Below are 21383 nucleotides of genomic sequence, written 5' to 3' on the forward strand. Positions count from 1 at the left end.
GCCAACTTTACCAAACGTGCAGTGCGACGGGGATCGCCTAAATTGGCTTTTCCAAAAGTATTATTAGACCACTGTGCAATTTCCATCATCATTTACTCTCACAACCAAGTTCCAAGATCTGATCAGAGTGAAGAGATAATGTTCAAAAAAAATCCCCACTAATTTCTTAGCGGGGATTTGTGTATAAGAGACAGCCAACAAGGTGGCTTTTTCATTTTTAACCGATTAATTGAACTACACTCAATCTTCAGACGGTTGATTGTCGAGTTCAGGGTCAAGCCCCATCGCTTCCATCTGACGTCGTGCTTCTGCCGGAATGCGGTTAGGGTTGTCTTTTTTCAGGTCATCGTCGTTAGGTAGAGGCTGACCAGTAAAAGCATGCAAGAATGCTTCACACAACAACTCTGAGTTTGTGGCGTGACGTAAATTATTGATTTGCCTGCGTGTTCTCTCATCCGTCAGTACTTTAAGTACATTGATCGGAATCGAAACGGTGACTTTTTTTACCTGTTCACTTTTTTTCCCGTGCTCAGCGTAGGGATGAATATATTTACCGTTCCACTCTGCCATTGGTTATCTCAGCTATTTTTTATTCTGAGAAATTCTAAACAATGTACAGAAAAGGTCAATTGAGCAGTGTAAACCGCTTGACGTCTAGACATATATTACGTAGTTTAGACGTCTAAACGTCTATAGAGAATTCATCATGGTATCATACGCTCAGGGCATCGACGCCCTTAACCAATCGCTGTCAGAATTGCGCGATATCGATGTGTCATTTGAGTTTTTCCCGCCTAATTCTGAAGGCATGGAAAAAACCTTGTGGAAATCGGTAGAACGCCTCGCACCGCTGAAACCGGCTTATATGTCTGTCACCTATGGCGCGAACAGTGGTGAGCGTGATCGTACTCATGATGTGGTTAAGCGCATTCAAACTCAAACCGGTATTACCGCGGCCCCGCACCTTACCTGTGTCGATGCGAGCCAGCAGGAATTACGTCAGATAGCCCAAGACTATTGGGATTCAGGAATTCGTCGTATTGTGGCGTTGCGCGGTGATCTTCCAAAAGGCGTAGACAAAACCGACATGTATGCTTCAGACCTCGTTGCATTGCTCAAAGACGTGGCCGATTTTGATATTTCTGTTGCCGCATACCCTGAAAAGCACCCAGAAGCGCCTAATGCGCAATTCGACCTGCTTAATCTAAAACGGAAAGCTGAAGCTGGTGCTACAGAAGCCATTACTCAGTTCTTTTTTGATACCAGCACCTATTTGCGTTTTCGCGATCGCGCAGCCGCAGCAGGTATCGATTTAGACATCGTACCGGGTATATTGCCTGTAACCAACTATCAAACCTTAGTGAAATTTGCAGGCTTTACCAACGTGCATGTGCCCGGTTGGCTGCATAAAATGTACGAAGGGCTAGATGCCGATGATCAAACCACCCGCAATTTATTAGGCGCCAACATTGCGATGGAAATGGTGAAGGTACTGGCGAAAGAAGGGGTGAAACACTTCCATTTTTACACCCTTAACCGTTCGGAACTCAGCTACGCGATTTGCCACATGCTAGGTGTGCGCGCATAAATAATCGGTTGCCGTTGGCATATATCCGGTTAAACTGGAAGACTGCATTAGCCCCACTAAATACAAGGAGCGTGGTGTGAGTCTTCCAGACTTCAAACAAATTTGGCATCAAACCAAGCCGCAACTCGATGAGTTAACTCGCACATTTATCGAGCGTTGCCGTCAAGACAATATAACCATCTCAGCAGGGCATTTGGCCTACGTAACCCTGTTATCCCTCGTTCCTTTTATTATGGTGTTTTTCACCATTATGTCTGCCTTCCCGGCTTTTGCAGATGTGCGCGGGCAGCTTGAAGTCTTTATTTTTAGCAACTTTATGCCTACAGCCAGTGACGTGGTACATAATTATATTTCTGACTTTGTAGGAAATGCATCAGAAATGGGCGCTGTGGGTATTTTGTCCTTGTTAATTGTCGCTCTGCTGTTAATTAGTAATGTGGATAAAACCCTAAACCGTATTTGGCGAACGCAAAAAAGCCGCCCTGTCATTTATACCTTTGCGATCTATTGGATGGTCATTACACTTGGGCCACTTTTAATGGGTTCAAGTGTAGCAGTATCGTCTTACCTTACTGGTATCGCTGCATTCGCAGAAGAATACACGCCGGGCTTGGGCACCTTTATACTCAAGCTCACACCCAGCTTTACCGCCCTACTCGCCTACGTCATTTTGTATATGCTTGTACCCAATAAAACGGTGAAAGCGCGCTATGCTATTTCAGGCGCTATTGTGGCCACTGTCATGTTTGAAATAACGAAGAAGGGCTTTGCGATTTATGTCACTAGCTTTACGTCTTATCAATTGATATACGGTGCTTTGGCGGCGTTGCCTATCTTGTTTCTGTGGGTATATGTTTCGTGGATCGTCACACTACTTGGCGCAGAATTTACCTGCACCATTGAAGAAGTACTCGAACACAAGAAGATTGAGGACGAGCCTAGGGATATGCCAGAACAATAAGCATGCCGCTAACAAGCTTTCACGATAAGCTAACGGCACATTTTGCTGAGCTAAAAACCGCGGTATCTTGCCGCGTTAATAATTGCCCATAGATGAAAAAGCAATGCTGGCAGTGCCATAAAGAACAGCAGAGCGAATGCGGCAAGATACCAACATACCGACACCGATAAAAAGAAAAATAGTGCGCCTAATATGCGCCCTTGTACGAGTTGTCCTAGCCCCGGTATAAAGAAACTACACAATGCAGCAATGACATTGCCACCTGAACCTTGCCCAGCCATACAACCTCCGTTCGACGAGATAAATTAGCCGCCACGACAAAACGTCATGACAAAGCCATCATACTGAATACTCTCCTCTGTGTCATGACAGAAAGTTTTACAAAATGTGATAAACTGCACAGCAATAATCAATGGTAAACTCCTCATTGTATTAGGAGTTTCAGGGAGTGATGGGTCGATGATAGGTCTCATACAGCGAGTAAAACACGCTAGCGTCGATGTCGACGATCAACGTATTGGCGAAATAGGCAAAGGCATATTACTGCTACTGGGTGTCGAAAAAACCGATACCTTAGACGCCGTAAAAAAACTCGCTAAGCGCGTTGCGCAGTACCGTATATTCAGTGATGCAGACGGCAAAATGAACCTTAACGTCCAGCAAATTGAGGGCGAAGTCTTGGTTGTTTCACAATTTACTCTCGTTGCTGATACGGCCAAGGGAAACCGCCCCGGCTTTTCACGTGGCGCGCCACCTGAACTGGGGAAATCCCTGTACCTTGCCTTTGTTGACGAACTTCGCGCTTTGGGCATTCCTGTTTCTACCGGCCAATTCGGTGCCGATATGCAAGTCAATTTATTAAACGATGGTCCGGTGACGTTTCATTTGCAGGTTAACGGCTAATTGTTTACTGTCTTTCCACTTTGTATAACCAACGGTGAATTTGCCTGTGTTTAGAATTGTTACCCCCACTACGGAAGAAGAATTAGCAGCGTACTTTCATTTTCGTTGGGAGTTTTTGCGCAAACCTTGGAATTTCCCCGAAGGGTCAGAGCGCGATGAGTACGAAACAGTAAGCGAACACCGGATGATAGTAAACGACACCGGCATGATAGTCGCGTGTGGTCGGGTGCATTTAAATACCTCTGAAGAGGCGCAAATACGCCATATTGCCGTGCACAGTGATTACAACCGCAAAGGGTTAGGCCACATGATCCTAGAAACCTTGGAGAACGTGGCAATTGAACAAGGTGCCATCCGCGCGGTCACCAATAGTCGAGAAACATCGATGGACTTTTTCAGTGCCTGTGGATTCAAGGTCGAACGCGAAGCCCCCAACGAACTCGGTTTGCTTAAACGCCAACAAATGGTCAAGAAGCTCAGTGCAACGGGATCACTCGTTCTCCACCCTAAATGGTGTAATGAATTACAAACCACCTGGGCCGAAACGATCCCTATTACCGAACACATGGGCATAAAGCTGCATCAATATTCGGGAAAAACACTAGAAACACGTGCTTCGCTCAACAAAAATATTAATATTCACGGCACCATGTTCGCCGGTAGTATTTTTTCTCTGGCAACACTCACAGGTTGGGGAATGATCTTCTTACAGCTTAAAGAGAAAGGGCTGGAAGGCGATATTGTGCTTGGTGACGGTGACATTCATTACCACAAGCCCATTACCCGTAAGCCGCGTGCTCTCTGTCATATTGAATCATTAAACGGCAAACTGACTAATCTACAAAAAAACAAAAAGTGTCGAATTCAATTACAAGTGGATATTTTGGACAATGAGAATCCGGTTGCGGAATTTAAAGGGATTTTTTGGGTATTACCACCGCAGAAAGACAACGAACCAGCATAGCCTATTCAATGCGATAATTCGCACTAAGTGCTAGAGACAAAAAAAGCGCCATGTCAGGCGCTTTTTTTCGAACATATAAACTAATTAAGCATGCATAGCAGCTTGTAGCTTTTTCATTGCGTTCTTTTCAATTTGACGAACACGCTCTGCAGATACCTGATACTTGTCTGCCAAGTCCTGCAATGTAATTTTGTCGTCTGCTAACCAACGCGTCTCAATAATGTGCTGGCTTCGCTCATCAAGAGTTTTGAGAGCAGAATACAAACGTTTAGTTGCATTGCTATCCCAGTCGTTATTGATCACCTCAGCTTCTACATCTGTAGTCTTGTCTTCCAAGAACTGAACAGGCGCAAAACTGCCGTTTTCATCATCGTCGGCACTGAGATCAAACGCTTGATCTTGGCTGCTCATACGCGCTTCCATTTGCAGGACTTCTTTGGTACTTACACCAAGCTCTTCTGCAACGGTTTGTACTTCGTCGTGAGTAAACCAACCAAGACGCTTTTTCGCTTTACGTAAATTAAAGAACAACTTGCGCTGTGCTTTAGTGGTTGCCACTTTCACAATACGCCAGTTTTTCAATACGAATTCATGGATTTCCGCTTTGATCCAGTGAACAGCAAAAGATACTAAGCGCACACCCACTGTTGGGTCGAAACGCTTCACTGCCTTCATCAAGCCAATGTTACCTTCTTGAATCAGGTCAGCTTGTGGCAGGCCATAGCCAGAGTAAGATTTTGCAATATGCACAACAAAGCGAAGGTGTGACATTACTAGCTTGCGTGCAGCTTCGATGTCTTCATCTTCACGTAGACGAACCGCTAATTCGCGCTCTTCGTCTGCTGACAACATCTCAATGCTGCTCACTGCCTGAATGTAACCTTCAATGCTACCATTGTGAGGCATGGCAAGTGCCATTGATTGCATGTTATCGCTCATAGTCACCTCAAAAAATTCCAAGCGTCTCAATATAGCAAATAAAAAGAAATGTTGCGAGTCCCTAAAGCAGGAGGGATAGTCCATTTTGCTATACGTTAATATAACGACGCGTTTCTATATATCAAGACCTAGTATCTACGAAAAAAGTTTCAATTTAATTAATCCATATTTATGTGTATGTCTTAAAATTGGATTAGACTTTTCATACTTGGCTACGATATAACCAATACTCTGCTCAAAGATAAAAAGCGCAAGCGGTTTGCGTTTAGTGGTAAAAAACGGGGGCTGAATGTTCGCCTACATCGCACGACAACCGATTGTAGATACCAATAAAGCACTGTTCGCTTACGAACTCTTGTTTCGCGACGGCGAAGACAATTGCTTTCCGAATATTTCACCCGATGAAGCCACTTCTCGTATTCTCACTTCCAGCCACTTATCCCTCGGCCTGGAAGAAGTAACTCGTGGGCATACGGCCTTCATCAATTTTCACAAAGACACCTTACTGTATCGATTTCCCACCTCGCTCGACCCCACTAACGTGGTCATAGAGGTAGTGGAGACAGTTGATGTCACCCCTCAATTAATCGATGCCTGTAAACACATTCGTGGGCTTGGCTATACCATTGCCCTAGACGACTATGACTTAGACCCTAAGTGGCAACCGTTTTTGCCCTTCACCAGTATCGTGAAGTTTGACCTTACAACCGTCACTGATGAACAACTTCGAGACGTGATCCCCAAGTTAAAGCAAGAACGCATTAAACTGGTCGCCGAAAAAGTAGAAACCCTAGAACAATTCGAGAAATACAAAGCCTTGGGCTTTGACTATTTCCAAGGCTATTTCTTCGCCAAACCTGAAATTATCAAGCACCGTCAGTTAAGCTCTTCAAAAATTACACTGCTCGAATTGATGGCAGCCAGCTTTACCAACGAATTCGATATCGACAAGATCAATCGAATCATGGAACGGGATGTATCTTTAACTTACATGCTGTTGCGCTTTATCAACAACCCAACCATGAACAAGCGAAACAAAATTAGTTCACTGCGCCATGCACTGAATTTTATGGGTGAAGTGGAAGTTAAAAAGTTCATCGCTTTGCTCGTATTAGCGAACTTAGGGGCAGAACAACCAAGCGAAATTATTCAAATGTCTTTGGTAAGAGCGAAGTTTTGCGAGCTTGTATCTATCGTACTCAAAGCGCAGGAAAACCCGCCGACCGGCTTTTTAACTGGTCTTTTGTCTTTACTCGATACGATCATGCATCAACCCATGGACGACCTAATGGGCCGCATTCCAATTAGCGATAATGTAAAACTCGCTTTGTGTGGGTCGCAAAATCTTTTACACGACTGCCTAATGATGGTGAAGTTTTTTGAGCAAGGAAATTGGCAGGCACTCAAAAACCTCGCGCAAAAGTACGACCTCAAGCAAACATTGCTACATAATCTGTACAATGAAGCGATTAAATGGGCGATGGTTATGCACAATTCAGCCCGTGCCGAGTGAGCTATACGCTCGGTTGTGAAATAAATCACCGGATATTGTAATATAGACGCAACTAGGCCTTGCTTTCATTGGCCTGTGCGAGTATCAATACACTATACTTTTATTTTAGGACGATAGCTTTTCATGTTTGCATTTGTTGCTAGGCAACCCATTCTCGACCGTGAAAAAGACGTGTTCGCATACGAACTTCTTTTTCGTGATGGAAATGCGGGCGCATACCCAACACACAATGATGAAAAGAGTGAATATATCGCCAAGAAATTTCACACCTTAGGGTTAGATGATATTAGTGGCGATAAAAAGTCTTTTATTAATTTCACCACGCAAACCCTTATTTCCGGTTTTCCTGCATCGCTTAATCCACAAACGGTTGTGATAGAGCTGAGTGAAAACCCTGCCAAACAAGTAGGGTTACTCGACGCGTGTAAACACATTAAACAAATGGGCTTCAAACTCGCGATTGACGACCCATTTATGCACAGTGGTAAGCATGAAATATTTCCTCTCATCGACATTGTTAAAGTCGATGTAGAAAAAGCCAGTTACGAAGTTATTGAAAAGAACATTCCGCGCTTTCTCGACTCGAAAATTCAATTGGTCGCAGAGCAGGTCAACAAACCGAGCGATTTTGAAACGTGTCGTTCATTGGGTTTTGACTTTTTCCAAGGGTACTTTTTTGCCCAACTGGGCGAGCAAAAAATACAGCGCAACCTGCCAGCGTCAAAAATGACACTGGTACAGCTGATGGGCGAAAGCTCAAAAGACGTGTTTTCAATTGAAAGTGTCAATGAAATTATTGAACGTGACGCTGCGCTGTCTTACCTATTGTTGCGCTTTATCAATAACCCAACGATCAACAAACGCTACAAAATTAGCTCACTTCGCCATGCTTTGAACTACATGGGCGAAGTAGAAGTGAAGAAGTTTATCGCCTTACTCGCCATGGCCAACTTGAGCGACGATAAGCCATTAGAGCTTATCCATATGTCATTGGTGAGAGCGAAATTTTTTGATTTGCTTGCCGAAGCAAGAGGGTTGAAAAACAACCCGCCTATTGGCTTTTTAGTTGGCTTGTTTTCAATGCTCGACGTATTGCTAGACCGCGATATGCCATTTTTGCTTGAACAGCTACCCTTGGCCGATTCAGTAAACGACGCACTACTCGCACGCTCAAGTGAGTTTAATTTGTATATTGGTTTGGTCAGAGCATTTGAAAGTGCGTTGTGGCTCAACGTGATCAAAAGTGCAAAATTACTCGATATTGATCAAAAAATTCTGCACGGCATGTACAACCAAGCCATTCAATGGGGGAATGGTGTACGCCAGACTATCTCAACGTACTTCCCGAGAAAACTCGTCGACAGTTCACCTTCGGCATAAACCCAAGGTGAACCGCTAACAACGGGTAGCTAGCACGTTATTTAGGCTCAATAGAACGCACGTGTCGCTGAACAGAAATAGCCGACCCCACCAAGCCGAGCATAACCGATAAGCCTAACATAGTGAAAAGTGCACTCCCCGTTAGGCCGGTTATACGAAACTCTTTTTGGTACATGCTCGCAAAGGCTTGAATGCTGCTGTCCATCCACCACAAAATCAATATCACTGCCATCCAGGCAATAACGCCGCCTAGCAGGCCATACCAAAATCCGGTATACAAGAAAGGTCGGTGAATAAAGGCATCTGTCGCCCCAACCAGCTTCATTACCAGTATTTCGTCGCGCTTGTTCATTATATTCAGGCGTATTGTATTTCCCACAATAAGCACCACTGCCGCGAACAACAGCACGCCAATCATGGTGACAAGTTCTTGCGCTATGGCCAGTACCGCATATAAACGCTCCAGCCACTCGATGTCTAATTTTCCAATATCCACCTCGCGTTGCTGCTTGAGTTTGTCGAGCAAGTGTTTTGCTGCAGTGGGTGTGGCATGTCGCTCGGTAGGTGTCACCAGCACAACATCCGGCAACGGATTTTGCTCAAGGTAAGCAATGGCATCGCCAAGCCCAGACAACTGCTGAAACTCATTCAGCGCGTCACTCGCGGGGATAAAAGTCACGGTATCGACTTCAGGCCAGGTTCTCAGACGGGTAAGGAGTTGCTGCGCACTGGCATCAGAAATAGGTTTCTTCAAGAATAGAGATATTTCTGCGGCTTGTTCCCAGCCTGCGCTGATCTTCTCTGTATTCTTCACCATAATGTACAAGGTACTTGGTAAGGTAATGCTTAACCCTAGCACCCCAATAGTCATCAAAGACGCGGCAGGTTGAAGCCATAACTCACCCAAACTGCCCAGAGCATGGCGAATATGGTTGACGAAAAACATCAGGAAACGCTGAGCGATACCAATTTTAACCGCGCTCGCCCCTTGCTGACGCCCTTTAAAAAGAATACTCACAGTGAATACTCCCCTTTGCCCGTGCTGCCTGACGACGCGAGACCATCGGTAATCATCTTGCCGTCTTTGAGCGTCAATGTGCGGTATTTCATTCTAGCGATTAAACCAAGGTCGTGAGTGGCGATAAAAACAGAAACACCAGCCTGATTAAAATCTTCAAATAAACGAATGATTTCCATCGACAATTTGGGGTCAAGGTTACCTGTAGGCTCATCAGCCAATAGCAACGGCGGCTTGTTCACCACCGCGCGTGCAATACCAACCCGCTGTTGTTCACCACCGGAGAGCATAATTGGCAAATTGCGCGCTTTACTGCGCAAGTCGACCATTTCGAGCGCCGCGTGAACACGCTTGGTAATTTCTTTGTGAGAAAAGCCTTCAATCACTAAAGGCAAGGCGACATTGTCAAAAACAGTTTTGTCCATCAGGAGTTGATGGTTTTGGAAAATCATACCGATGTCGCGCCGAATGTACGCAATTTGGCGGCGCTTGATCACGTTGAGGTCGTGACCATTAATCAATACTCGCCCAACAGTTGGACGCTCCATGATACTGATAAGTTTAAGCAGGGTACTCTTACCCGCTCCAGAATGGCCGGTTAAAAACGCCATCTCCCCAGGGGCAATATGAAAGTCAACCTTACTTAATGCCCGTTGTCCACCGGGATAGGTTTTGCTTACCTGCTCAAATCTTATCATTCTTATTTCCTGCGTGGTGTTTTACGCGGGGGAGTTACGTAGACTCCCCTTCACTAAAGAGCGCATCAATAAATTCAGCACTGTGGAATGGACGAAGATCGTCAATCCCCTCACCAACCCCAATATAACGGATTGGAATGTTGAATTGATCAGCAATAGCAAAAATTACCCCACCTTTGGCGGTGCCGTCTAGCTTTGTTAATGAAATACCTGTTAAACCAACAGCTTGATTAAACAATTTTGCTTGGCTAACTGCATTTTGCCCTGTACCAGCATCAAGGGTCAACATCACTTCATGAGGCGCATTGGGGTTTAGCTTTTTCATTACCCGCACCACTTTCTTCAACTCTTCCATTAAGTTGTCTTTGTTTTGTAGTCTGCCAGCTGTATCTGCAATTAACACGTCTACGTTACGAGACTTGGCAGCCTGTAATGCGTCATACAATACCGAAGCGCTGTCTGCACCGGTTGGTTGGGCAATAACAGGGATTTGATTGCGCTCACCCCACACTTGCAATTGCTCCACTGCTGCCGCTCGGAATGTATCACCCGCCGCCAACATCACTTTTTTACCGTCTTGTTGATACTGACGGGCTAATTTGCCTATGGTGGTCGTTTTACCCACGCCATTCACGCCAACCATCAGTATCACGAACGGGCCTTCTGCACTGTCGTGTTTCGCCATTACTTCAGGCAAAGGTTGTTCGACTTCATCGAGTAATTCGCCCATTTGTTTTTTCAACAAATCGTACAGCGCATCACCATCTTTCAACTGTGAACGATTGGCTGTCTCTGTCAGTGAGTTGATGATTTTCTGCGTGGTGTCCATGCCCACATCGGCGATCAATAATTGGGTTTCGAGTTCTTCGTAAAGGTCATCGTCTATGGCTTTGCCACGGAATAAGCTAACAATGCCACTACCTAAATTTGCCTTTGTACGAGAAAGGCTGTCTTTGAGTCGCCCGAAGAAAGAACGCTTTTCTTTTTTCGGTTCAGGTGTAGGCTCAGGCGTTGATTCTACAACTTGCTCTTGCTTGATAGGCTCTGCTTCAACGATCTCTGGCTGGGTTTCAACCACGTCAGATGCAGTTACATCTGGCTCGGGTTTTTCTTCGCTAGTGGTTTCAGCTTCAACAGCTTCAGTCACAGGCGTTGGCGCCTCGAGCTCTTGTTCGAGCTCTTTAGATGCCGTGTCGGTAACGGCGACATTGGTCTCATCCGCAGCGACCTCACTGTCGACAATACTATTGTCTTCAACGCCCTCAACTGGTGCGTCTTCCGCTTTGGTCACTGATTCGCTTTCTGCCTCAGCTGCATCTTCAACTGCACCTATATCTGGTGCTTCTACGAGGTCAGACGGCGTGCTCTCAGCACTGGTTTTTTCATTTTGCAACGCGTCGCTATCGGCACTGCTTTCGGGTTTTGTGTTTTTTTCTGATTGCTTGTTCTTACTGAACCAGCTAAAAAGTTTCGACATAGTGCGGACAAATCCTTATTAACTCTAAGCAGTTTGGGCTACACTGCCCAGCTGAATACCGAGCATAATAACATCGACAGGCACTATGAAGCGAGCAACAAAACCCCGTCGTGGCGCGAACACGCGCTCTAAATCAACCTCTAATGCCAATTCACCAGGTTCGGTGCGAATTATTAGTGGTCAATGGCGAGGAAGAAAGTTGCCTGTTCCCGCGCTTGACGGACTTCGCCCAACAACAGACAGAACCAAAGAAACACTGTTTAATTGGTTAATGCATGATGTACAAGATGCTGTATGTTTAGACGCCTTTGCAGGCTCAGGAGGGTTGGGTTTCGAGGCCCTGTCCCGTTATGCGCGCTTTACCACTTTTATCGAAAAAGATGCCAAAGTAGCACAAGGCATTAAAGACAACATCAGCACTTTACAGGCCAGTGCTGAAGTAGTGAACGCTGACACAGTTAAAGCGATTTCAGGGCTTACTGAACAGTATTCACTGGTATTTATTGACCCGCCTTTCGGTTACGACTTAGTTGAGCCAACAATACGTGGCCTTTTAGACGCGGGCCGGTTGGCACAAGACGCGCTGGTCTATGTTGAGCAAGAGGCTGACAAGCCCCTGCCCGACTTTGCTGCAATGTCTTTCAGTCAATTGAAATTCAAAAAGACAGGGCAATTGCAATACGCATTATTGCGCTACACTGGCAACTAAAGTTCTACACCAATATTGGTGATCCCTTCTTCCAAGGCTATGGCTTTAGCTTCTTCGACCGCCTTAGCCGGATAAACCGCCTGCTCGACACAATCGAGCAGCGCTTGCTGTACTTCCACTTCAAATACCATTAGTGGATGTTGCTTAACGTCTTCATCTGTCGCTTGCCCACTCGATAGCAAATAGGCTTCTACACTACCTTGAGATAATTTACTGACTACAACCGCGCCTTGAGGGTCTTGTTTCATCAATAAATTAAGGGTTGAAGCTGTGGCAATGGCGGCATCAATAGCGGGATACACACCGTACGCATCAAAGTCACTGACATCCGGTGTGGCTTCTTCAACTTTTTCTAGTTGTACACCAAAATTCACTCTGGTTTTTGGCGATGCAATAGATTGCCAAATCAGATCAAGTACATTATCGAGTAACGCCGGCGCTTCACCAAACTCGGTTAACTCACAAAACAGTCGATAATTAGGTGTCATTCTCGCTAGCAATGCCGCACTAAATACATGAGCTCGCCAGTCAGTAAGCGCTCGCACTCTAGCGAATGTGGTTAATTTATTACTCACTTATAAACCTCCGGCAGCATGAGTAAAGTATTCTGCAATACCATCTAAAAACATTTGAATGGCGATCATCACCAAAATCATCCCCATCAACCGCTCCATGGCGGTTAAACCGCGCTCACCGAGCAAGCGATGGAACAAGCCCGAGAACAACAAGATCACGGCACTGATCAACCACGAAGCGCCCAATGCTATCGACCAATCAAGCATGCGGTCAGGGTTTTGATTTGACAATAAAATTAAAGCGGCCAATGTGGACGGCCCAGCAATCATAGGAATGGCTAAAGGCACCAAGAAAGGCTCTTCGCCAACCGCTAACCCCGTGGGGCTGCCGTGAGACGGGAAAATCATCTTCAGCGCAATGAGAAATAATATAATACCGCCAGCAATACTTACCGTTTCTTGTCTGACGTTCAAGAAGTCTAATACCGCTTGTCCGCTAAACAAAAACACAAACAAAATGACCAAGGCAAAAAGTAGCTCTCGAATCAAAATTACCCGTCTGCGTTTAGGTTCTATCACCTTCAACACTGACATAAAAACAGGCAAATTGCCCAGTGGGTCCATGATTAAAAACAGCATAATTGCCGCCGACCACGTATCCATTAATTATCCTTATTGCACATCATCTTTGGGGAAGTAAAAAAGAAGTAAATTAAGCAAATCAAGTGAGTAAAACACTCTTGAATATTATCCATTAGACCAAAAACACAAATTTGTGCTTGATAATTATCCAAATCTCGCCACTATAGCTCACCAACTTAAGTGCGTTTGCTCGGCATTTTGCTCAAATTATTCATCAATATTCGCAAATTGTCGCATTTACGCTTAACTTTTACTATTCCAACAACACAGGAAATAACACAATGAGCCTAATGACCGTACAAGAAGTCGCAGAATTTCTAGGTGTCCAGGATGTTCGCGTTGAACGACTTGAGCGTGAAAGTTTACTTATTTCGAAGGACAAAGACAGTGCAGGAAAACCTTTGTTCGACCGTACTGATGTTGAGAAATATAAAGTACTAGCCGAGCGATTAGGCGGGATTTAAAAAGGGGAGCTAAGCCCCCCTTTTAAAATGCGATTTATCGGCGATTATTCAGCAAGCAGTTTCGCAATGGTGCGAATACCGTTTGCTGTTGCGCCAACCGGCATTTCTGGTGTCGCAGAACCGTGATAAGCCGCAGCCAAATCTAAATGTAGCCAGCCCGTTCCCTCTGGGTTGACGAATCGCGCCAAGAAACCCGCTGCGTTAGACGCGCCGCCCGCGCCGCCGCCTTTTTGTGCGCGACTGTTTGCCGTATCAGCAAATGCTGATGGGCAACGGTCTTGGTGCCATTTTTCTAATGGCAAAGGCCAGAATTTTTCGTTACTCGCTTTCGCACAGCTCAGAAGTCGGTCTCGACATTCATCATCTAAGCTAAATACCGCATGATAATCATGACCCAACGCCACCACTGCCGCGCCTGTCAGTGTAGCAGCATCAATGATCAACTCTGCGCCTGATTCTGTCGCCGCCATCAAACCATCTGCCAGCACCAATCGGCCCTCGGCATCAGTGTTAACGATTTCAACGGTCACGCCATTTTTGTAAGTTAAGATATCGCCCAACTTATAGGCATGGCCACTGATAAGGTTTTCGGCGCAACATAAAATAAGCTTGATGCGTTTTGTATTGCCTTGCAATATCGATAGCCCTAATGCACCTGTTACAGTAGCGGCACCACCCATATCGCATTTCATATCAAGCATGCCTTCGCTTGACTTGATACTGTAACCCCCACTGTCGAAGGTAATGCCTTTACCTACCAACGCTGCACTCACAGGCGCATCTGGATTACCAGTCGGGTTATAGTCGAGCTCTAACATCACTGGTGGACGTTCACTACCGCGTCCAACATTATAAATACCAACCCAGCCGGCCTCTTTTAACTGCTCACCCACTGTCATGCGATAGCTAACCTTGTCGCCGCCTAACTCTTGCAACCAGTTGGCCGCGCGCTGTGCAAGGTTTAATGGAGACAAGTCTTCGGGCGTATCGTTAACCAACTGCCGAGTAAACAGCATTGCGCCGTATTCCATATCTAATGCAGCTTTGTCGCTGTTATCGACAAAATGAATCGCAGCAGGGTTACGCGCTCGTGTAAAGCTCGTCGCGAAGGCCCATTGTTGCGCCTTAGTCCACTCTCCACTTAACTTGGCCGCTGGAATGCCTAAGCCATCTAATTTACGCGCAGCTTGTTGAATTTGTCTAACATCTTCAACTCCCGCTTTAAGATGAATAACCGCACCGGATTCGGTAAAAGTAAGTAGGGCGTTGTCGCCCCATGCGCCACCGGCCTGCTCAGCACTAAGTGAAACGTTGAATTCTGTCATTGGTATTCAATCCTCTGTTACACACTATTAAAAAACAGTGTTGACGAATTTGTTCTATGAGATGTGCATAAAAATCACTTTTACAAGTACACTCACACCCTGATTGCGTTAAATTAGCATAAAAGGTGTAGTAGATGCTTTACAACTCTCCGCTCTTAGCCGGCACGTTTATCAAGCGCTATAAGCGTTTCTTTGCCGACATTGAGCTAGATTCAGGCCAAGTAATTACCGCTCACTGCCCCAATACAGGCGCCATGAGTGGGTGCGCAGAGCCGGGGTTTCGGGCCTATGTCAGCCAGTCAGACAATCCTAAACGCAAGCTCAAATACACATGGGAACTGGCGCAGAACCACCTAGGTCACTTTATTGGTATTAATACCCACCGCGCCAATAAAATTGTCGCTGAAGCGCTGACGCAAAAATCACTGCCGTTGTTTAACCAAGTACATAGCTTTAAAGCCGAAGTTACTCCGCCCGGTGCCGACTCTCGTTTTGATTTTCAACTCGACATGGGTGACGGAGAAAAAAGCTACATGGAAGTAAAGTCTGTGACTTTGTTGGAAGACGGCCAAGGCTATTTTCCCGATGCCGTAACGGCACGGGGTAAAAAGCATTGTGAAACGTTGATCGCATTGCAACAACGCGGCGTAAGAACACAGCTTTTGTTTTGCGTTCAGCATACGGGTATCAGCTCGGTTCGTCCCGCTGCTCATATTGACCCCGAATACGCGGATGCGGTGCGACGCGCAAAACAAGCAGGTGTCACAATAATGGCAGCAAGCTGTTTAATTAACGAACAAAAAACAGTGTTAAATCAAGAACTCCCAGTATTTTTATAAAAAAAGAGTTGATTTTTACGCTACTAACGCCATATTTGCGGCTTGCTTTAAGCCAAGTGACTCCATTTTAGGAGGTCATCTTCGAGGCAGAGTTGCAGATTCGCGTCTGTCAGAGGAAAGGTTAGACACTTAACGTTGCCTGGTACTATCTATTCTGTTATAGATAATCGATTAGCCAGGACAGACCGGGTGTCGTAGTGTAGGAGTGTGGCATATGCCAACAGGAAAAGAATCGAAATCCCTAGGACTATTAGCGTTAGCGGGCTTATTGCCGTACGAAGCCAAAGCTGATGAAGAGTATATGAACGACGCTCAGATGGAACATTTCCGTCTGATCTTGAAAGCGTGGCGTGACCAGCTTCGTGAAGAAGTTGATCGCACTGTAACCCACATGAAAGACGAAGCTGCAAACTTCCCTGATCCTGTGGACCGTGCCGCTCAAGAAGAAGAGTTCAGCTTAGAATTACGCACACGAGACCGTGAACGTAAACTGATCAAAAAGATTGAAAAGACATTAAAGCGAATTGAAGAAGACGATTTTGGTTTCTGCGATTCATGCGGTATCGAAATTGGTATTCGCCGTCTGGAAGCCCGCCCTACCGCCGATCTCTGTATCGACTGTAAGACAATGGCTGAAATCAAAGAAAAACAAATGCAAGGCTAATAGCTTCTGCAGTGGAGGATGTACATTGCATCCTCCTGTGTTTTTGCAATCTTGTTGATGGCCAACAGTGAGCTTGTCTGGCGCCCTGCCTAACACTGTCAATCAAGCATGAGCGCAATTAATATACCCAAACCCACTATACTGTTCCGCGACATCCGTCATGAATCTTCCTAAGTCCCCGTACATTGGCCGATTTGCTCCCAGCCCCTCTGGACAACTTCACTTTGGGTCGCTAATTACTGCCGTAGCCAGTTTTCTCGATGCACGTGCCCAGCAAGGTAAGTGGCTAGTGCGAATGGAAGACATAGATGAACCCCGATGCGTAAAGGGGGTTGATGAAGACATTAAAACGGCCTTGTCTCACCACGGACTGGATTGGGACGGAGATATCGCGTATCAGTCACAACGCCATGACATTTATCAATACTGGTTGGAAAAATTAGCGCACAAGCAATTAGCTTACGGCTGCGATTGCACTCGAAAAATAATCAAAGCACAAGGTGGGGTGTATGCAGGTTATTGTCGTGACCGCGGGCTGTCGCTGTCAGGGCATGCTATTCGAGTTAAACTTCCTCACCCGATTACAGAGTTTCATGACGCTGTGTTAGGCAACGTATTGATTGACGACCCTCATTCGTTAGAAGATACCGTAATTAAACGCCGTGACGGCCTTTATGCTTATAATTTGGTAGTCGTGGTTGACGATATTGAACAAGGCGTAACGCATATTGTGAGAGGCAGCGATTTACTGCCAACAACCGCCACTCACTTGTCATTATATGAACAGTTTGAGCATGTTGCGCCCCGCTATGCACATCTACCCGTTGCATCTTTAGCGTCTGGGCGTAAACTGAGTAAACAGAATCACGCAACGCCGATTGACCATCATCAAGCACCAGAAAACTTGATCAAAGCGTTTAAATATTTGGGCTTGCCAATCGAAACATTACCCGATTCTCACCAGATTCCGCTTTTGCTAGACTGGGCCATTGCACATTGGAACGTACAAAACGTGCCTAAAGTTCGGGAAATTATTGTCGATTGCGGCGAATAAACTTATTATACGCACCCATTAAGGTAGAGGAGCAGTCATCATTATTACCCGGGTACTTAACAAAGTGAAAAACGTCTTTGGACGAGAGGAGTCCTCTTCGTCAGCAGTGCACGGTGTTGTAATCCCTCGCCAGTCTCACCCTATTTCTCGCGAAGACATCAGTCCAAATGCGTTAAAAGTGTTGTATCGCTTGAACGGTGCAGGCTTCGAGTCTTATCTTGTTGGCGGTTGTGTACGAGACCTATTACTCGGCTTTAAGCCGAAAGACTTCGATGTTGTTACCAATGCCACACCTGAGCAAATCAAAGGGCTGTTTAAAAACTGCCGATTGATTGGCCGTCGCTTCCGTCTGGCGCATATTGTGTTTGGGCGTGAAATCATCGAAGTGGCGACCTTCCGAGGACATCACGACAACACCGAGGCGGCCAATGCCAAACAAGATGCACAAGGGCAACTCGTGCGCGACAATGTATTTGGCTCTATAGAAGAAGATGCCGAACGTCGAGACTTTACCTTCAATGCGATGTATTACAGTGTTGCAGACTTCACCATTACCGATTTTGCCAATGGTGTAAAGGCTATCGCCAATCGAGAAGTCGATTTAATTGGCGACCCAGAAACACGCTATCGCGAAGATCCAGTACGCATGCTGCGAGCAGTGCGCTTCTCGGCCAAATTAGGGATGACGATTAACACTCGTACCGGTGCACCTATTCCCAAATTAGCCCATCTGCTGGCCAATATTCCGCCGGCTCGATTGTTTGAAGAAACACTCAAGTTATTTTTATCTGGGCAAGGGCTAAAAACCTACGAACACATGGTGCAATTTAAATTGCTCGACCCTTTGTTCCCGCAGCTCACGCCTTTGCTCAAAGACGTAAACAGCCGAGAGCACCAGTTGATCAAAAAGGTATTGGCGAATACCGATGAGCGCATAAACAACAATTTGCGTGTTACACCTGCGTTTTTATATGCCACCTTAATGTGGTATCCGTTAGAAGAGCACGCGCACAAGCTTATGGCTGAAACGGGCTTAAATCAGCATGACGCATACAATATTGCAATGGGTGAAGTACTCCATCGTCAATGCCAGCGCATTATGATCCCCAAGCGTTTTTCTACCGTTGTACGCGATATTTGGACCTTACAATTACGTTTACCTAAGCGGTTTGGTCGACGCGCCTTTCAACTATTGTCACACCCTAAATTCAGAGCGGGATATGATTTCTTACTCGTTCGTGGCGAAGTAGAAGGTGGTAAGTTACATGAGTTGGCTGAGTGGTGGACTGTGTTCCAAAAAGCCGATGCAGGCCAGCAGAAAAAGCTGCTAAACAAGTTACGCCAAGAAGAAGGCCGTAATAACCGCCCGATTAAACGACGCAAAAAACCAAGTAAACCTTCAGATGCATAAAGAAATCGTATTTATTGGCTTGGGGAGTAATCTCGGTGACTCCATAGGGCAACTCACGTCTGCCATTGAAGCAATAGGCGCCTTGCCGCACACCGAATTAATGAAAACGTCGTCGTTTTATCGCAGTGCTCCTATGGGGCCTTCAGACCAACCAGATTACGTTAACGCAGTAATGCAAATTCGTACTCCATTGGCCCCTCAAGCGCTTTTGGAAGCGCTCCAGCATATCGAGCAAACTCATGGTAGAGAAAGAAAGGGCGAGCGTTGGGGCCCCAGAACACTCGACTTAGATATTCTGCTGTACGGTAAAGAAACCATCAACACAGACACCTTAACAGTGCCTCATTACGGTATGGCTCACAGAGAATTCGTGATGGTGCCTTTGTTTGAAATAGCACAGCAAATGATCATGCCTGACGGAAAGCCTATTTCACAATGGGTGGCGCAATGTTCTCTTGATGGCTTAAAACGCCTGACAACTTCCAATCGGCGCTAAAATCCGTATAGTGCGTCAATCCCCTCTCACCTGGAGGCTTGAATGAAAAAAGTAACAATTTCACAACTGATAAAGAAAAAGCAAAACGGCGAAAAAATTACCGCCCTTACCGCATACGACGCGAGTTTTGCTAAGTTGTTTGATGAACAAGGTGTCGATGCGCTATTAATTGGTGATTCGCTCGGTATGGTACTTCAAGGCCAAGACGACACACTTCCCGTTACCGTTGATGATATTGCTTATCACACACGTGCGGTACGTCGCGGTACTGAGCGAGCTTTTGTACTTGCCGATATGCCTTTTATGTCTTACGCCACGCCAGAACAAGCCTATGCCAATGCAGGACAATTAATGGCTGCGGGTGCCAGCATGGTGAAACTGGAAGGCGGAGCTTGGCTTTGCGACACCATAACAGGTTTACGCCAGCGCAGTGTGCCAGTGTGTGGCCATTTAGGGTTAACCCCTCAGTCGGTTCACGTATTTGGTGGCTTTAAAATTCAAGGGCGTGAAGACGACAAAGCGGCCCAGTTACTCGAAGATGCTATAGCACTAGAGCAAGCGGGTGCGCAAATGCTGGTATTAGAATGTGTCCCCTCTTCTCTTGGACAGAAGGTTTCGGCAGCACTGACAATACCTGTTATTGGTATTGGTGCCGGTAAAGAAACCGATGGGCAAATATTAGTGATGCACGACATGTTCGGTGTCAGCGCCAATTACATGCCGAAGTTTTCCAAAAATTATTTGGCCCAAACCGGTGACTTACGAGAGTCAGTGAAAACCTACATCGACGAAGTTACATCGGGCACATTCCCTGGTCCTGAGCACAGTTTTGAGTAACATCATGCAAAGAATTGAAACCGTTAGCGACTTACGATCAGTGCGTCACCAGTGGCGCATGGAAGGTAAAAAAGTCGCTTTTGTCCCCACCATGGGTAACCTTCACAACGGCCATTTACAATTGGTGCGTCAAGCCAAGCAACATGCCGATGTGGTAATTGTATCGATTTTTGTTAACCCCATGCAGTTTGGCGAAAACGAAGACCTCGATGCCTATCCTCGCACGTTAAAAGCAGATTGTGCTCACCTTGAACAAAACGGTGTTGCAGCCGTTTTTCTACCGTCGGTCACCGAAATGTACCCTCGTGGATTGGCAGCACAAACCTTTGTGGAAGTACCGGGGATCTCCGATGTACTTTGTGGCGCTAGCCGTCCTGGGCATTTTCGTGGCGTGGCAACCATAGTATCCAAGCTATTTAATATGGTTCAGCCCGAACTCGCTTTCTTCGGCCAAAAAGACTACCAGCAATTACAGGTAATCAAGCTCATGGCACGAGATTTATCAATGGATATTGATATTCGCGGCGTTCCTACCGAGCGCGAAAACTCGGGTTTGGCCTTAAGCTCACGTAACGGCTATTTAAGTGAAGCGCAAAAAGCACTAGCGCCCACGGTATATGCCACACTCACCGCCATGTCTGAAGCCATTAAAGCAGGGCGTATCGACTATTCTGAATTATGTGATGCATTCAATGAGCAGCTAAGTGATGCTGGGTTCAAGCCCGATTACTTACATGTTCGCAATGCTGATACCCTTGAGCCAGCAACGCCGTCAGACAGCAAGGTAGTGATTCTTATTGCCGCCTATCTTGGCACTACACGCCTCATTGATAATCTCGTTGTAGAAAGATAAAAACCAAAAAGGCTACTCACGTCTGTCTCTTGATCACAAGTCAGCCTCAAGAGAACGGGCCAAATCGTAACCTTCAAGGATGGTTTGTAGTTTGAACCATCCTTCCCATAGGGCTTTTATTGACGCCTTGCCT

25 protein-coding genes are annotated in these 21383 nt (G+C 45.9%); 15 read left to right on the forward strand and 10 right to left on the reverse strand.

Features of this window, described 5'->3' with window-relative positions:
* The coding region (locus ACXAH6_RS19510) for a transposase DNA-binding-containing protein (protein WP_474879606.1) at positions 1-92 on the reverse strand (92 nt) is incomplete at its 3' end.
* A 148-nt stretch (positions 93-240) separates the two neighbouring features.
* On the reverse strand, positions 241-570 hold the full coding sequence (gene metJ / locus ACXAH6_RS19515; RefSeq protein WP_474879565.1) for a met regulon transcriptional regulator MetJ: 330 nt from the start codon (positions 568-570) through the stop codon (positions 241-243).
* 136 nt (positions 571-706) lie between these two features.
* On the opposite strand from metJ, the gene metF reads away from it, so the two are divergent.
* Positions 707-1588, forward strand: a complete 882-nt coding sequence (gene metF / locus ACXAH6_RS19520; RefSeq protein WP_474879567.1) for a methylenetetrahydrofolate reductase — start codon at positions 707-709, stop codon at positions 1586-1588.
* A 76-nt stretch (positions 1589-1664) separates the two neighbouring features.
* The gene (locus ACXAH6_RS19525) at positions 1665-2549 is read left to right on the forward strand and encodes a virulence factor BrkB family protein (protein WP_474879568.1); all 885 of its coding nucleotides are present in this window, start codon (positions 1665-1667) and stop codon (positions 2547-2549) included.
* 50 nt (positions 2550-2599) lie between these two features.
* Here the strand turns inward: ACXAH6_RS19525 and ACXAH6_RS19530 are convergent, their stop codons facing one another.
* Positions 2600-2830 (reverse strand): hypothetical protein, encoded by a 231-nt coding sequence (locus ACXAH6_RS19530; RefSeq protein WP_474879570.1) that lies wholly within the window; start codon positions 2828-2830, stop codon positions 2600-2602.
* 178 nt (positions 2831-3008) lie between these two features.
* On the opposite strand from ACXAH6_RS19530, the gene dtd reads away from it, so the two are divergent.
* The gene (gene dtd, locus ACXAH6_RS19535; protein ID WP_474879572.1) at positions 3009-3452 is read left to right on the forward strand and encodes a D-aminoacyl-tRNA deacylase; all 444 of its coding nucleotides are present in this window, start codon (positions 3009-3011) and stop codon (positions 3450-3452) included.
* Between the two features lie 46 nt (positions 3453-3498).
* Complete coding sequence (locus tag ACXAH6_RS19540; RefSeq protein WP_474879573.1) at positions 3499-4416, forward strand: bifunctional GNAT family N-acetyltransferase/hotdog fold thioesterase; 918 nt, start codon at positions 3499-3501, stop codon at positions 4414-4416.
* Positions 4417-4500: 84 nt separating this feature from the next.
* Here ACXAH6_RS19540 and rpoH read toward each other — a convergent pair whose 3' ends face one another.
* The gene (gene rpoH / locus ACXAH6_RS19545) at positions 4501-5355 is read right to left on the reverse strand and encodes an RNA polymerase sigma factor RpoH (RefSeq protein ID WP_474879575.1); all 855 of its coding nucleotides are present in this window, start codon (positions 5353-5355) and stop codon (positions 4501-4503) included.
* 289 nt (positions 5356-5644) lie between these two features.
* Between rpoH and ACXAH6_RS19550 the strand changes: the two genes are divergently transcribed.
* Together ACXAH6_RS19550 and ACXAH6_RS19555 are read left to right on the forward strand one after the other, a co-directional pair.
* Complete coding sequence (locus ACXAH6_RS19550) at positions 5645-6868, forward strand: EAL and HDOD domain-containing protein (protein WP_474879577.1); 1224 nt, start codon at positions 5645-5647, stop codon at positions 6866-6868.
* Between the two features lie 123 nt (positions 6869-6991).
* Entirely contained in the window at positions 6992-8248 is a 1257-nt protein-coding gene (locus tag ACXAH6_RS19555) for an EAL and HDOD domain-containing protein (RefSeq protein ID WP_474879579.1), read from the forward strand.
* A 37-nt stretch (positions 8249-8285) separates the two neighbouring features.
* Here ACXAH6_RS19555 and ftsX read toward each other — a convergent pair whose 3' ends face one another.
* From ftsX to ftsY, 3 genes are read right to left on the reverse strand one after another with little or no spacing between them, the layout of a single operon-like run.
* Positions 8286-9266, reverse strand: coding sequence for a permease-like cell division protein FtsX (gene ftsX, locus ACXAH6_RS19560; RefSeq protein ID WP_474879581.1), 981 nt, complete (start codon positions 9264-9266; stop codon positions 8286-8288).
* The gene (ftsE, locus tag ACXAH6_RS19565; RefSeq protein ID WP_474879583.1) at positions 9263-9964 is read right to left on the reverse strand and encodes a cell division ATP-binding protein FtsE; all 702 of its coding nucleotides are present in this window, start codon (positions 9962-9964) and stop codon (positions 9263-9265) included. Before ftsE ends, ftsX begins: the two co-directional genes overlap by 4 nt.
* Positions 9965-9998: 34 nt before the next feature.
* Entirely contained in the window at positions 9999-11441 is a 1443-nt protein-coding gene (gene ftsY, locus ACXAH6_RS19570) for a signal recognition particle-docking protein FtsY (RefSeq protein WP_474879585.1), read from the reverse strand.
* 85 nt (positions 11442-11526) lie between these two features.
* Here ftsY and rsmD point away from each other — a divergent pair, with 85 nt between their 5' ends.
* Positions 11527-12150: a 16S rRNA (guanine(966)-N(2))-methyltransferase RsmD gene (gene rsmD, locus ACXAH6_RS19575; protein ID WP_474879586.1), complete on the forward strand. Its 624-nt coding sequence runs from the start codon at positions 11527-11529 to the stop codon at positions 12148-12150.
* Here the strand turns inward: rsmD and ACXAH6_RS19580 are convergent.
* Both ACXAH6_RS19580 and ACXAH6_RS19585 read right to left on the reverse strand, forming a co-directional pair.
* Entirely contained in the window at positions 12147-12725 is a 579-nt protein-coding gene (locus ACXAH6_RS19580; RefSeq protein WP_474879588.1) for a YjaG family protein, read from the reverse strand. The genes rsmD and ACXAH6_RS19580 overlap by 4 nt on opposite strands.
* On the reverse strand, positions 12726-13328 hold the full coding sequence (locus ACXAH6_RS19585) for a YhgN family NAAT transporter (protein ID WP_474879590.1): 603 nt from the start codon (positions 13326-13328) through the stop codon (positions 12726-12728). It lies immediately after the preceding gene.
* A gap of 260 nt (positions 13329-13588) precedes the next feature.
* On the opposite strand from ACXAH6_RS19585, the gene ACXAH6_RS19590 reads away from it, so the two are divergent.
* Complete coding sequence (locus ACXAH6_RS19590; RefSeq protein WP_474879591.1) at positions 13589-13771, forward strand: helix-turn-helix domain-containing protein; 183 nt, start codon at positions 13589-13591, stop codon at positions 13769-13771.
* A 44-nt stretch (positions 13772-13815) separates the two neighbouring features.
* Here the strand turns inward: ACXAH6_RS19590 and pepB are convergent, their stop codons facing one another.
* Positions 13816-15096, reverse strand: a complete 1281-nt coding sequence (gene pepB, locus ACXAH6_RS19595; RefSeq protein WP_474879593.1) for an aminopeptidase PepB — start codon at positions 15094-15096, stop codon at positions 13816-13818.
* A gap of 134 nt (positions 15097-15230) precedes the next feature.
* Here pepB and sfsA point away from each other — a divergent pair, with 134 nt between their 5' ends.
* From sfsA to panC, 7 genes are all read left to right on the forward strand, one after another.
* Entirely contained in the window at positions 15231-15935 is a 705-nt protein-coding gene (gene sfsA / locus ACXAH6_RS19600; RefSeq protein WP_474879595.1) for a DNA/RNA nuclease SfsA, read from the forward strand.
* A gap of 214 nt (positions 15936-16149) precedes the next feature.
* On the forward strand, positions 16150-16599 hold the full coding sequence (gene dksA, locus ACXAH6_RS19605; protein ID WP_474879596.1) for an RNA polymerase-binding protein DksA: 450 nt from the start codon (positions 16150-16152) through the stop codon (positions 16597-16599).
* 160 nt (positions 16600-16759) lie between these two features.
* Positions 16760-17653, forward strand: coding sequence for a tRNA glutamyl-Q(34) synthetase GluQRS (gluQRS, locus tag ACXAH6_RS19610; RefSeq protein ID WP_474879598.1), 894 nt, complete (start codon positions 16760-16762; stop codon positions 17651-17653).
* 121 nt (positions 17654-17774) lie between these two features.
* Positions 17775-19064, forward strand: a complete 1290-nt coding sequence (pcnB, locus tag ACXAH6_RS19615) for a polynucleotide adenylyltransferase PcnB (RefSeq protein WP_474879607.1) — start codon at positions 17775-17777, stop codon at positions 19062-19064.
* The gene (folK, locus tag ACXAH6_RS19620; protein WP_474879600.1) at positions 19057-19560 is read left to right on the forward strand and encodes a 2-amino-4-hydroxy-6-hydroxymethyldihydropteridine diphosphokinase; all 504 of its coding nucleotides are present in this window, start codon (positions 19057-19059) and stop codon (positions 19558-19560) included. The genes pcnB and folK overlap by 8 nt, the downstream gene beginning before the upstream one ends.
* Positions 19561-19602: 42 nt before the next feature.
* Positions 19603-20397 carry a 3-methyl-2-oxobutanoate hydroxymethyltransferase gene (panB, locus tag ACXAH6_RS19625; RefSeq protein WP_474879602.1) on the forward strand — a complete coding sequence of 265 codons (795 nt, stop codon included), beginning with the start codon at positions 19603-19605 and terminating at the stop codon, positions 20395-20397.
* Between the two features lie 4 nt (positions 20398-20401).
* On the forward strand, positions 20402-21250 hold the full coding sequence (gene panC / locus ACXAH6_RS19630) for a pantoate--beta-alanine ligase (RefSeq protein WP_474879604.1): 849 nt from the start codon (positions 20402-20404) through the stop codon (positions 21248-21250).
* Positions 21251-21383: the final 133 nt, after the last annotated feature.

The sequence above is a fragment of the Alteromonas sp. ABE4_545 genome, from assembly GCF_056161325.1.

Coding starts and splice junctions, on each gene's coding strand:
- metJ (WP_474879565.1), bottom strand. CDS start 570: ATGGCAGAGTGGAACGGTAAATATATTCATCCCTACGCTGAGCACGGG.
- metF (WP_474879567.1), top strand. CDS start 707: ATGGTATCATACGCTCAGGGCATCGACGCCCTTAACCAATCGCTGTCA.
- ACXAH6_RS19530 (WP_474879570.1), bottom strand. CDS start 2,830: ATGGCTGGGCAAGGTTCAGGTGGCAATGTCATTGCTGCATTGTGTAGT.
- dtd (WP_474879572.1), top strand. CDS start 3,009: ATGATAGGTCTCATACAGCGAGTAAAACACGCTAGCGTCGATGTCGAC.
- rpoH (WP_474879575.1), bottom strand. CDS start 5,355: ATGAGCGATAACATGCAATCAATGGCACTTGCCATGCCTCACAATGGT.
- ACXAH6_RS19550 (WP_474879577.1), top strand. CDS start 5,645: ATGTTCGCCTACATCGCACGACAACCGATTGTAGATACCAATAAAGCA.
- ACXAH6_RS19555 (WP_474879579.1), top strand. CDS start 6,992: ATGTTTGCATTTGTTGCTAGGCAACCCATTCTCGACCGTGAAAAAGAC.
- ftsE (WP_474879583.1), bottom strand. CDS start 9,964: ATGATAAGATTTGAGCAGGTAAGCAAAACCTATCCCGGTGGACAACGG.
- ftsY (WP_474879585.1), bottom strand. CDS start 11,441: ATGTCGAAACTTTTTAGCTGGTTCAGTAAGAACAAGCAATCAGAAAAA.
- rsmD (WP_474879586.1), top strand. CDS start 11,527: ATGAAGCGAGCAACAAAACCCCGTCGTGGCGCGAACACGCGCTCTAAA.
- ACXAH6_RS19585 (WP_474879590.1), bottom strand. CDS start 13,328: ATGGATACGTGGTCGGCGGCAATTATGCTGTTTTTAATCATGGACCCA.
- ACXAH6_RS19590 (WP_474879591.1), top strand. CDS start 13,589: ATGAGCCTAATGACCGTACAAGAAGTCGCAGAATTTCTAGGTGTCCAG.
- pepB (WP_474879593.1), bottom strand. CDS start 15,096: ATGACAGAATTCAACGTTTCACTTAGTGCTGAGCAGGCCGGTGGCGCA.
- sfsA (WP_474879595.1), top strand. CDS start 15,231: ATGCTTTACAACTCTCCGCTCTTAGCCGGCACGTTTATCAAGCGCTAT.
- dksA (WP_474879596.1), top strand. CDS start 16,150: ATGCCAACAGGAAAAGAATCGAAATCCCTAGGACTATTAGCGTTAGCG.
- gluQRS (WP_474879598.1), top strand. CDS start 16,760: ATGAATCTTCCTAAGTCCCCGTACATTGGCCGATTTGCTCCCAGCCCC.
- folK (WP_474879600.1), top strand. CDS start 19,057: ATGCATAAAGAAATCGTATTTATTGGCTTGGGGAGTAATCTCGGTGAC.
- panB (WP_474879602.1), top strand. CDS start 19,603: ATGAAAAAAGTAACAATTTCACAACTGATAAAGAAAAAGCAAAACGGC.
- panC (WP_474879604.1), top strand. CDS start 20,402: ATGCAAAGAATTGAAACCGTTAGCGACTTACGATCAGTGCGTCACCAG.